8 protein-coding genes and 1 CRISPR repeat array are annotated in these 12,343 nt (G+C 34.1%); of the genes, 6 read left to right on the forward strand and 2 right to left on the reverse strand.

The window, feature by feature from the left end:
* Positions 1 to 236: 236 nt before the first annotated feature.
* Both cas4 and cas4a read right to left on the reverse strand, forming a co-directional pair.
* A complete protein-coding gene (gene cas4 / locus GFS03_RS04920) occupies positions 237 to 794 on the reverse strand; it encodes a CRISPR-associated protein Cas4 (RefSeq protein WP_153422778.1) in 558 nt (185 codons plus the stop codon).
* A gap of 13 nt (positions 795 to 807) precedes the next feature.
* Positions 808 to 1,683, reverse strand: a complete 876-nt coding sequence (gene cas4a / locus GFS03_RS04925; RefSeq protein WP_153422779.1) for a type I-A CRISPR-associated protein Cas4/Csa1 — start codon at positions 1,681 to 1,683, stop codon at positions 808 to 810.
* Positions 1,684 to 2,564: 881 nt separating this feature from the next.
* Positions 2,565 to 5,838: direct repeats of the CRISPR family, unit length 25 nt; unit sequence GATAAATCCTAAAAGGAATTGAAAG.
* A 923-nt stretch (positions 5,839 to 6,761) separates the two neighbouring features.
* Here cas4a and GFS03_RS04930 point away from each other — a divergent pair.
* Genes GFS03_RS04930 through GFS03_RS04955 form a run of 6 tightly spaced genes read left to right on the forward strand, consistent with a single transcriptional unit; the run spans position 6,762 to position 12,243 of the window.
* Entirely contained in the window at positions 6,762 to 7,253 is a 492-nt protein-coding gene (locus GFS03_RS04930; RefSeq protein ID WP_238699206.1) for a hypothetical protein, read from the forward strand.
* Position 7,254: 1 nt separating this feature from the next.
* On the forward strand, positions 7,255 to 8,193 hold the full coding sequence (gene cas7a, locus GFS03_RS04935; protein WP_153422780.1) for a type I-A CRISPR-associated protein Cas7/Csa2: 939 nt from the start codon (positions 7,255 to 7,257) through the stop codon (positions 8,191 to 8,193).
* The gene (cas5a, locus tag GFS03_RS04940) at positions 8,194 to 8,991 is read left to right on the forward strand and encodes a type I-A CRISPR-associated protein Cas5a (protein ID WP_153422781.1); all 798 of its coding nucleotides are present in this window, start codon (positions 8,194 to 8,196) and stop codon (positions 8,989 to 8,991) included.
* Positions 8,982 to 9,962 (forward strand): CRISPR-associated protein, encoded by a 981-nt coding sequence (locus GFS03_RS04945; RefSeq protein ID WP_153422782.1) that lies wholly within the window; start codon positions 8,982 to 8,984, stop codon positions 9,960 to 9,962. The genes cas5a and GFS03_RS04945 overlap by 10 nt, the downstream gene beginning before the upstream one ends.
* Positions 9,887 to 11,605, forward strand: coding sequence for a CRISPR-associated helicase Cas3' (gene cas3 / locus GFS03_RS04950; RefSeq protein WP_238699208.1), 1,719 nt, complete (start codon positions 9,887 to 9,889; stop codon positions 11,603 to 11,605). Before GFS03_RS04945 ends, cas3 begins: the two co-directional genes overlap by 76 nt.
* Positions 11,602 to 12,243 (forward strand): CRISPR-associated endonuclease Cas3'', encoded by a 642-nt coding sequence (locus GFS03_RS04955; RefSeq protein ID WP_153422783.1) that lies wholly within the window; start codon positions 11,602 to 11,604, stop codon positions 12,241 to 12,243. Before cas3 ends, GFS03_RS04955 begins: the two co-directional genes overlap by 4 nt.
* The last annotated feature ends 100 nt before the right edge of the window (positions 12,244 to 12,343 follow it).

Consider the following 12,343-nt stretch of genomic DNA (forward strand, 5'->3'; position numbering starts at 1 on the left):
TTTAAACAAAAATTGTTGATTTTTGATCATCATCTTCCCTAGTCTAAAAATCTCCTTACATACGAACTTTTCTTCTATTTTACATTTTGAAATTTAGTCTTATTGTATTTTATTTATTACATAATTTTCTCCAAAGGTAATATATATACTAATGTCCTCTCAACCTATACTAACAAACTTCTTCTTATTATTATTATTTGTTTACTATTTCTCCTTTTTCCCCGTCATATACTCTATTAATCCACATAAGCCAAATTTCCCTTTATCTTAGGTCTACAGAAAGTGTAAAACCCACAATTATAACACTTCCTCGCATCTTGAACAACTTTCACTCTACCATTCATAGCCTCCCTTATCTTACTTAAAACACCCTCAACATATCTTCTCTCAGCGTAATTGTAATTTAACCTAACGATTTCCTTCAGACTCACATAATATATCAACCCTTCCTTTACATTAATCCCATTCATATCCATTAGGTAAAGGTAATATTTCATTTGCAACTTATGATCATACCTCTTCCTCCCACTCTTAACGTCAAGGGGAACCCAATAATTAGGGTAAGTCAGTACGTAATCCGGAGAGCCGATCAAATCCTTATACCTAAAAATAGGTTTCCCAATAATATTTAATGGCCTTAAAGTAGCGTATAGAAAGTTCATAACCTTATCCTTTTCAACTCTCTCCCCCTCGATCATAGCCTCACTAACCCTCTCAGCAAACCCCATGCTCTCAAGTCTCACTATTTGAGGACAATACGCAAAGTGCTTTATTGTAATACCACTTATCGTCATTACCCATCACAAATTAGGGATGACAAACACGGTAAAACATACAATCCCTTTCACAATCCTTAGCTATTCCAGGGTCAATCCCCTTATCCATTATGTCTTGAGCCTTATCCCTCATATCTAAAAACTCACTCCTAATGGCATCAGAAATGGGAACCAACTTACAATTACTCCTCACATCCCTATCTGTCACATTAACGTAACACAGATACCCGTAATCTATCGGTATCTCATACTGACTCTCGATCGCTAAAGCGTATCCAGCTAGAGACAACTCATGAGCATACCTATACTTACCAGTCTTCATCTCAGCTATTAATGGAAGATGAGGAACAAAGGCGTCAACCCTCAAATTGGTTAAACCCAAAAACGAACCATCTACTGGGAACTCAACGTAAAAAGGAACAACTTGTGAAACTAAGGAATCCCTAGTCAAGTTAGTAAACCTACTCCTAACCCTATCCAATTCGGCAGAGTAAATATTAGTAATGTGATCCCACAAAACCTTAGCGTATTTAGCATCCTCATCCTTCAAGTCCTTAAGTAAAGAGTAAAACTCATCACCCATCAACGTCCTCAGAGTACTCCCATCAATACCATCCTTAGAGTAAATCAACCGCTTAACAGTTTCCACACCAAAAGCGTAAACCATGTGAATAAGCGAACCTTGAAGAATTTGCTTACCTATATCCCCCTTAAATCCCTTCACTTTAAGGTAAATATTCCTCAAAGTACTGCAGTAATTTAGGTCAGAAACAGAAACCTGAGAAAGAGACCTAGTGTAAACCGGTGGTTCATTCCAATTCCATCCCCTTAACTCCTCATCCACATTCTTCGGCAACTTCTTAAGTCTCTTCGACAGCAACAATATATCCGAATAAGTAAAGAACACAATATAGTATGATAATACAACAATTAATAACTATTTATAAAAAGAAGTACGATAGGGTTGAGTATATACTATCAAAGCAAATTTTTGCAATTAATAATTATAAAAACTACTACACTACCCTCTTGCAATTAACGCTTATGAGATTATGATTAAGCGACTCCAAACCCTTTGGGGACTCGAAAACAATTATGATTAATAATTTCATTAATATGACGTACAGTATGTGAAGTTTAATTTTTCCAATATATGACAAGGTATATTTACACTATACACACTTGACGTATTTACGATTATTTAAATCTTCTTTAAGAGAATTTACGTTAATATTTAAGGTTTAAGGGATTTAGGGCAAATTTGTGTAGAGTAGTAGTATATTATATAAACCCTTTTGACTTTCAATTAGTTAAAAGATTTAGCATAATATTATAATATATTGTTATTTTTGATTTTAAATAATTTTTAGTGTTACGTCGTGGGATTAAACGTAAGATTTACGTGCTTATAGATCTCTTTAAAAAGATAACTGTTCGTTAAAATGAAAATCAATCAAAAATAATAGGGTTAGAATGAAACAATTATTTATGATATGTGACGAATTTAGATGAAATCTCTCCAATAAATATAACTATTAAAGTTCGATTTGATTAAGGGGTTTAAAAGTGTAATAATTCGAGTCTAGATGCGACCGAAACGAATCATTATGAAATAATTGAACGTATATAAATGTTAACCCATGTTTCAATTAAACAAAAAATCCTTGCGACCACAATTTGTTAAATTAATTACAACTAAAATTGGTCGCATGATGACTAACCTAAAATAATGAAAAACTTATAAGCAAGAAACGAGAGATAACGATATAGAAGTATAAAAATACACCAGATAAATCCTAAAAGGAATTGAAAGTAAATGATGAGTGCCCAGAACAAATTATACCAATTATTAGTTGGATAAATCCTAAAAGGAATTGAAAGTCATTGTAATAAACAACCGCCGGATAAACTATTATATAGGATAAATCCTAAAAGGAATTGAAAGTTGTATTCATCGTACTAATATACTTCATCGTAGGTATCAGATAAATCCTAAAAGGAATTGAAAGCCTTCGGAATTACAGTTATATACACAAACGCCTACACTATTATCGGATAAATCCTAAAAGGAATTGAAAGAAGTTGTCAAAAAGGTTGCCAAACCGCAATCATTATTACGATAAATCCTAAAAGGAATTGAAAGAGAATTAAAAAGACAGCAGGTGGATTTATTAAGAAGAACGATAAATCCTAAAAGGAATTGAAAGATAAAATTAGGAGGTGTGTGTGAGTCTGTCTTTATTTTGTGATAAATCCTAAAAGGAATTGAAAGGTAATAAAACACTCCTACCCATAATTTATGGGTACCATCCTTGATAAATCCTAAAAGGAATTGAAAGATACTTATATGCGAAAAGAGTGGTTCTCGGAGAGTAAGGGTGATAAATCCTAAAAGGAATTGAAAGTTAAGTTGGTGGACCAGCTCGTTCCTCTGATAAAACCTATGATAAATCCTAAAAGGAATTGAAAGGCTATTCAGTCCAGTTTCAATTAGAGATGTGATTATAGCGATAAATCCTAAAAGGAATTGAAAGATATACTCTGTTCTCTGTATATTCATTTTTGAACGACATCGATAAATCCTAAAAGGAATTGAAAGAATTATTATAAGCATATTGAGAAATTGCAGAAGGATCCAAGATAAATCCTAAAAGGAATTGAAAGCTGACTTGTAATGGTACCATAACGCCAACAGTTTTTCAATGATAAATCCTAAAAGGAATTGAAAGAGAACGATTGTTTGACGGCCGAGTTTAACCTAACGACGATTGATAAATCCTAAAAGGAATTGAAAGAGAAAATCAATGTTCAAAATCACAAAGAAAATATTTGTTGGATAAATCCTAAAAGGAATTGAAAGTATAACTTCCTCGATACTAATCATTCTCTTTCACCTCTTGGATAAATCCTAAAAGGAATTGAAAGCTTAACGCATTTAGAGGCAATGCATTAAGTAAAATTAATCGATAAATCCTAAAAGGAATTGAAAGATATTGCCGAATTAGCCTTAAATATCTCATCTAGGAAGGATAAATCCTAAAAGGAATTGAAAGTTTGCTACCAGTTTCATCAAATTCACATAATAGTCTAGGATAAATCCTAAAAGGAATTGAAAGTCATACATCCTCACTTTCTTGCCGTTCAAATATATTTTCGATAAATCCTAAAAGGAATTGAAAGTTTGTTAGCTCTAAGTGAAGTCGCAACTTTTTAGTTTCGGGATAAATCCTAAAAGGAATTGAAAGGGTCTTGCACCCGATGGGAATGCTATTATTCGCCTGATTCTGATAAATCCTAAAAGGAATTGAAAGAATCCTTATAATTATTATATTAATTATTGCCTTCGTGATAAATCCTAAAAGGAATTGAAAGAGATAAAAACAACATCTCATTTTTTACAAAACTATTATGGATAAATCCTAAAAGGAATTGAAAGAAGTTGATGCTAACATTGCCAAATCCATCATCACCAGATGATAAATCCTAAAAGGAATTGAAAGGAGGTACCTAACACATTTGAGGGAGTGTTCATGTTCAGATAGGGTGATAAATCCTAAAAGGAATTGAAAGAAGATTGAAAGGAATTGCGACAGTGAAACTAAGGGATAGGATAAATCCTAAAAGGAATTGAAAGTAAATTTTTGCATAAATATTATAGTTTCTATCCATCACATGATAAATCCTAAAAGGAATTGAAAGCTTATGTTCATAATCTCAATATCTAATTCTGTCAAATCGATAAATCCTAAAAGGAATTGAAAGCTTACGGGGTAACCCCCGTTATATGCCCTATGGCTAGCTGAAGGGATAAATCCTAAAAGGAATTGAAAGTTATATATTCTAACCCTTCTTGATAAAACCCTTGGATTGCGATAAATCCTAAAAGGAATTGAAAGGTACTTGTTCCCTTCAACACCCATCCGTGGGGGACCACCCATGATAAATCCTAAAAGGAATTGAAAGACATATGTCTCTACGATTGTTGATCCAAGAGTTGTGATAGGATAAATCCTAAAAGGAATTGAAAGTGGACTTCCTTATGCCAATATGCCCACTGTAATTAAGAAGATAAATTCTAAAAGGAATTGAAAGTACGTCTACTTCAACTAAAGATATAAAAGCTTTTCGCTTGATAAATCCTAAAAGGAATTGAAAGGCAATAATCTCAGTGTATACTCTTTCGCAAACTAAGTACGCATGATAAATCCTAAAAGGAATTGAAAGTAAGAATTGCCTAACAATTCGTTGCACAGCATAATCATGATAAATCCTAAAAGGAATTGAAAGCACAAAATATAGCGATATATTACACACCTGTAACACTATCGATAAATCCTAAAAGGAATTGAAAGGATTATCATTCATCTAACGCCGTCAACACCAAGCCCACCACGATAAATCCTAAAAGGAATTGAAAGAAATAGATGCTTACTATCTCCAATGCTCTGGGGGAGATGTTGATAAATCCTAAAAGGAATTGAAAGTCAAACGGTGGCATCAGTTGGTGGATAACGGGTGTACCCAGATAAATCCTAAAAGGAATTGAAAGGGCCACCACTCCTCTCGCAAATTCAGTTATAGTTAATCCGATAAATCCTAAAAGGAATTGAAAGTTTTTCCACAACTACCGTATTTTCTTCGATTATAATGATAAATCCTAAAAGGAATTGAAAGTCGTCATACACATGGAGCCTTGCATACTCTGTGTAGTTAGGATAAATCCTAAAAGGAATTGAAAGCTATCTCCCTCAGCAGTAACAATGTAAAAATAGCGATAGGATAAATCCTAAAAGGAATTGAAAGCTAGCCATCTGAATTACTCGCATTATTTTGTCCGATAGCACGATAAACCCATAAAGGAATTGAAAGACAATAGTTCTGTATCTGCATCCAATACTGCTTAACACCAAGATAATTCCACAAAGGAATTGAAAGGAGAAAACTAGTGGAGGAGAGACTACATTATATTGTTATGCTAAATCCTAGAGGGAATTGAAAGAAATATTGGAATAAAGATAGAGGGAATACTGTTTCTAGGATAAATCCTAGAGGGAATTGAAGGCTTATGGATTAGATTACAAAGCGGCCTCTAATGATAATTTAGATAGATCCTATAACTAATTAATAGTTGAAATAAATATTCAAGTAACCTAATATTAACCATAGTTAGTAGTCTTGTAATCGAGAATTCGAAAGTGACTAGCATAAATATATTCGATCATGATGCTTACACGATCATTCTCTTTTTTATCTATACGCAAGGGAATTGAAATTTGAGGAGATGTGAAAAGGTTTATGTGTAAAAGTAGTGAGTTTTTCATAAGAGTGATCATTCTAAGCCTGTTAATCCATATGGGTTCGCATTTAGAACAATTAACTCTATGCTTAAAATTCAGCCTGCTTACTGAAAAGTCCAATACATTGCTATTTCTGGCTTTAAGAAATTTAGGCAATTGAGAAACTACAAGTTAAAGAGGATTGCTAATGATAGCAGCTTACTCCTTGGTTTGATGACGAGATCGGTGATCAACACTAAAGGAGGAAGAAGTGAATATTTTCATACTCCAGTATATAAGCACTTAATTTTGTCAAGGATTGGATCTAACTAACTATTCTCGTCTTTCATACTCCAGTGTATACGCAGTGAAGAATTATTCACTGACTATCTGATATACTTTGAATCACTTTACCTAGAGTCACTTAAACCTTAAATACCTAGACGGATCACCCTGAAAAAGATTTGAATAAGATGAATAATTTACGCGTGTACTATTAATTAATATTCTCGCATTAGCGGAAAGATTAGACACTAGTATACACTCCATATTGTTATTATTTTCATGACAACTAAATGTTTTGTTTACACTATTTCACACTTAGGAAAAATTAACGTAACGTATTATTACAACGTGTGAAATTACTTTTCATAATACGGAGCGTTTATTTTGGAAGTAACATTTAAATTATTGAAAACACTGATGTTGTATGATGCAAGTATCAGAACAAATGGCGGAAATGGTATCAAAAAAGTTTTGGGCTTTGATAAAGATGTTGAGGTTTTATGTTGTCCTTAGGAGATTCAGTTACATTGATCCTTTAATATATTCTATTGATCCGAAACAGATCAAGGATGTTATATCGGAGGCAATGAGGGAGTTCGTTTCTTATACCTCATCTTCATCTAGTAGAAATATCATTATTAATGACGATCCTAAAAATCCAACGATCGTACAAGCTCCGTGTCTAGTTGTAGCTAAAAAGGATGAGGTTCCCCAAAATTTCCCCTACATTTATAGGTATACTATTTACAGGGTTCAGAATTCTAACGAGTACTGTATTTCGCCTCTTATTGTGAATGAGAATCGGGTTACTTTGATCTCGCCTAATGAATCAATTATAAAAGAATTTTTTGATAAGTTAGATTCAGATATTCAATACGCTCGAATTCTCGCATCTCTTGCAGTTGGAGGTGAATAATATGTGGATATCCTTTTCCGTAAGGTATTTGGTAAATGTAGAAGATTTAAATAATGTAGAATCTGCAGGTAACTACGTAAGGCATAGAAGGGCTCCAATAGTTTTTAAGGAAAAGGACGTGTATACGGTATCATATGTTCCAGCAGTGAGTGGGGAAATGATCGCTCACGGATATCAAATGAATTTGGTAGAATTGGCATTGCAAAGGAATTTACCAGTGGACGATTTAGCTAAACAAGGTATACTGATAAAGAGGGGTGCTGATGATAAGGTGCATGAAAATACTAAGTGTAAAGACATAGATGATGCGAGTGAATACGAAATGTGTGTTATTAGTGAGGATGTAGTTGAGGATGTTGCTGGGTTCATGAATCCCAATAAGCTAGTCAAGAGGGTATCAAATATAGCCTTTAGTTACATGGTTCCTGCAATAGATGCAGTGAAAGCATCAACAATATCTTCGCAATTTCACGTTAGGTATGCTAATAAGGAATTAATGGATAAATACAAGAATGAGAATCTTCAATCTTTATATAATATCGAAACTGCTAGTGCCTCATATGTGTTAACTGGTTACCTAAACATAAGTGGTGTGGGAAGAACACAAAACTATCCGATAAAAGAGGTTAATGACAAGAAGAATAGAGAAAGGACAGCACTGGACGCTCTAATGATAACTATAACTCAATTCTTATTTGGTGCGAAATTGACTAGATTTAAGCCAATAGTTGATATAGAGGCGATATTTGTTAGCTCCTCAGAGAAACCTTTCAATTTACCGCCAGTAACTGGAGATATAAAGAAATATATTGAACTAGTAAATTCCACTGCGGAATCATTCGCTAATATGTTGAAAGTAAATAAGCCGGTTATAAAATACTATCTAAAGGAGGAGAAAGGTAACGTTAATACACCAGTAGATGCGTTTATGGTAATGTGAATGATAAATAAGGGTATAGTTATTTCTGGTATTCATCATTGGGGTTTTTCTATCAGGGTTCCTAGAACTTCTGCTGGTGGAGATTCGTATATAGTTCCACCTATTACGACTATTTTAGGTGCGTTAAGTAGGGGTTATTGTAGCGATTACGCTGTTAGGTCCAACGTTTCGTGCACTAAGGAGTTTATAGATAAATTCTCTTCTGAACTATTCTGGATCACTTACGGTGCTGAGGATCGTACTCTGATCCCTTATTCAGATCTCCTAAGAGAGGAGAGAGTACCGTACAGGCAGTCTAAGAATAGAGATATAAAAGAGATGGCGAATTGGTTTGGAGTTTCAGCCTTTGGGAAGGTTTATGGTGCTAGTGCTAGTTTTAGTATAGCAGTACTTCTGAACAAGGAAAACGTAGAATTTTGGAGTAAACTGGGTTGGCAAATAGTGTCACTGGGTACGAAGGAATCGTTAGTTACAGTAACTGATGTTAGGGTAGTTGATGTGGTGGAGAGTAATGAAGAGGAGTTTTATACCATATATTATACTCCAGAGGAATGCCTTAAGAATAAAGAGGAATTTGAGACGGTGAATATGCCAGTAAAGAACGTTTACGAACTTTCTAATAGGCCGAATATTGGAGTTTTCTCAAACTTCCTTGTTCCAAGGAAGACACCTTTTATTGGTGGAAGGGTAAAAGTTAATAGGAGAAATGTAAATGAGGAGAAATGTAAAGTTCTCAAACTTTTAGGAAGTGATAAATACGTGATAACGTTAAAAGAGGGGTTAAGGAAATGGTATTAAAGATAACTCTTCCACCTGAGGGATATTTTGTTAGGAGTCTTGTAATAAGTGAATTGTTAGGTTTAAACGAAGTTGGGATCAATATAGAGGGAGATATAGCAACTATAGAGAAGACGGAGGAATTTAAGGAGAAATTAAAGTATGAGTTAGAACAATTTAAATTTGTACTGAATAAGCTAAAGAGGTATGTAAAGAACTACGGAAATCAGGTTAAGCTTGCAGAGAAAGTCTTTAGTGGGGATATTGAGGAGTTTTTCAAGAAAGATAATAATAACGCCAATGAGTACTTTTTACCATTAATCTTTCCAGAGATCATGGAGGCTGAAAAGTGGTTTGGTGGATGGAGTGGTAGTGGAAAGGGTAGTAAGAGAACTATTGGAATTAGCAAACAATCCTTTATCTTGTCCTTATTGGGTTTAGGGAAGTATCAATTAGTTAATTATAGGGTTGGGAAAGAACAAGTTACTGTTTTGGCTACGGTTGATACTACGATAATGTCAGATATGTGTAAGCCCTCAAAGAGAAAAGAGATCAAAATTAAAAATAATATAATAGACAAGCTCTCTCACATTAGTAGATTACTTATTTTCTCTATAGCATTAGACGAGCAGGGTTGTCAAGAAATTCTCTTACTAAAGGAAGGAGAACACAGAGCTGAAATATACGAGAAAAATCCTCACGCGTCCCTAAGGCCTTTAATTCGTTTCTGGGCTCTGGTAAATGATGGGCAAGTTGAGGATAGAGTAACTAATTTGGCAAATGATTCTCCAGATTCGTTTAACAAAGTATCGAATTACATTTTTGATGGAATTAGAGGGACATTGTCATCAGCAGAAGTGAGTTTCATGATAGCAAAGGAAACCTATTTGAAGGAGGAAAATTCACCTCTCACCTCATGGGATATTTTCAAAATAAGAGAGGCATTAAGAGCGTTAAGAGAGGAGATGAAAGAGGTCTATTCATCGACATGAGGAAAGGGATACAGAAAGTTTTGGATATTCTTAACTGTCGTAATGGAAATGAAATTTATGAATGTGAAGATGTAAATTTCATTCTAACATTCCCAACTGGTTATGGAAAAACTACACTATCCTTAGAAATTGCCGAAATGCTTGAGTCGAAACCGGCTAGAAACTTCAGCAGATTAATTCACGTTGTACCTACAAGGTCTTTAGCCAAGGATATTAAGAGAGGAGCTGAGGAAAGGAAATTAAAATACGCAGTTCAATACTCGTTTTCTCCTTCTGAAGTAAAATCCCCTCTTTTCTTAGCCAAATTCATAATAACGACTTACGACTCCTTTTTGCTAAATCTTTACAAGGCTTCTATAGGAGAGCCCTTCTCATACCATGGCCATTACGATTTGCCGAGATTTGGAATATACACGTCATTAGCACACTTCGATGAATTCCACTTAATGAATGAGGGAAATTCTTGGTCATCTCTGTTAAGCGCTGTTGGGCATTTGTCTAAAGTTGGAGTAAATATGATACTTTCATCAGCCACACCTAATAAGAACATAGAAGAGGAATTAATTAGAAAGATGGAGAATAGAAAAATAGTGAGGCTAGCGGTAGTAAGCAATTACGGTGAATCAGTAAAAAATAGGAACTGTAAAGAGGTGAGTGAAGGTTATTACGAATGTAGAGTGGGAGATGTTAAATACACTAGCCTGGAAGTGAAGGATGATATAAAGACGCCTAAGATAGATATTGAATTTCTAGATAATAAAGATAAATTATTGGAAGTAGTTAGAGGAAATAAGGATAAAAAGATAATAGTTATAGTAAACACTGTTGAAGGGGCAATTGAACTTTATGAAAAATTAAAGGACTTGTCCCCTTGCCTAATACACTCGAGATTTAAGATAGGTGATAGAGATCAAAAGCTAAGGAATGATTGTAATATTATAATAGCGACGCAAGTGATTGAGGTTGGTGTAAATATCTCCTCTGAGATAATGATAACTGAACAAGCTCCAATAACTTCTATCGTACAGAGGGTTGGTAGGCTATTAAGATATAACGAGAAAAATGAGGGAAAACTTTACATATGGAAGAGTGGAAACTATTATCCTTACGATAAGGATGAAGTTGAAAACACAATTAAGGAGTTGGAAAATAGGAAAGACAACATATCCCTAAAATTGCCTTCAAGTTATGGTGAAGTTGTAGATAAAGTCATAAAGATGCCAATTAAGGATATTGAACTACTTAATGAACTAGAAAGGATAGCTGAAAACATATTCGCAACTAAGGAGGATCTGGAAAAATTACTCGAAGATTACTGTACTTTAACTACATCATATGTGATAAACGTTGCATACGATATGCCTAATTCTGAAAACGATCTAATTCCATTAGATGGTAACTTAGCGTTCAAAATAGCTCTAAAAAATAACGACTGTGTTTACGCATATGTGGAGGAATATACGCCAAATAAGAACTCGGAAGTGGACAAGGTAACTCTAAAAGAAACGTGTGTTAAGATCAAAGATCCATGCAGAGACTATCGAAAACCTATTTACGATAATGGGAAACACTATATAATATATGCACTAAAGATCGATAAAAACCTCTATGATGAGAAAACTGGATTGAGGTTGACGAAATGACTTGTTGGGCCTTTTACGGAGTGGAAACGTTTAAGCAACACAGTTTAGGAATACTTAGATTCTTTAGGAATAACTTCTCCTATATTATTCCAATCATATCACATAGAACTGGAATTAATGAAGAAACGGTTAAGAAAAGCGTTGAAATCGGCGTTTCTCTTCACGATATAGGTAAAACATCTAAAGGTTACACTAAAAGCTATTTCGGTCATGAATTTTACAGTGGTTATCTTATTTACAAGATCCTCCAAGAATGTTGTGATTCTGAACTAAAGCCTTTAGTTGCATTAGCTGCAATGAACCATCATCAAGCAATGAAAGGGAGAACCTTAAGGGAAATGGTAATAAAGGGAAATTACACAAGAATCCCTTCAGTATATGAATTAAGGGATGAGTGTAGGGACGATATTAGGGAAGTATTTAAAGAAATTGGCGTGGAAATAAAGGGTTTTCCCGAAAAGGTCACTAGAAGTGATGTTATTGAATGGTTTAAGAGATTAAACCTAAAATGGAAAAACTTATACGTTATAATCCTAGGACCATTAATGGTATCTGACACAGTTATAGCTAACATGAATAGGGGAGAAAACCAATACAATAAAATTATAGAGGAATATGAGAAGTGGATAACTAAGTGAATTTTTTCTCTCGCAAATTTGAAAGATGAAAAGATGGTACTTACGTAAATTTGCCTAAAATCCCTTAAATCTTAAGCACTAACATAGATTCTCTTTGAAA

Origin of the sequence: Sulfolobus sp. E5-1-F (assembly GCF_009601705.1) — an archaeon.
Classification (GTDB): domain Archaea; phylum Thermoproteota; class Thermoprotei_A; order Sulfolobales; family Sulfolobaceae; genus Saccharolobus.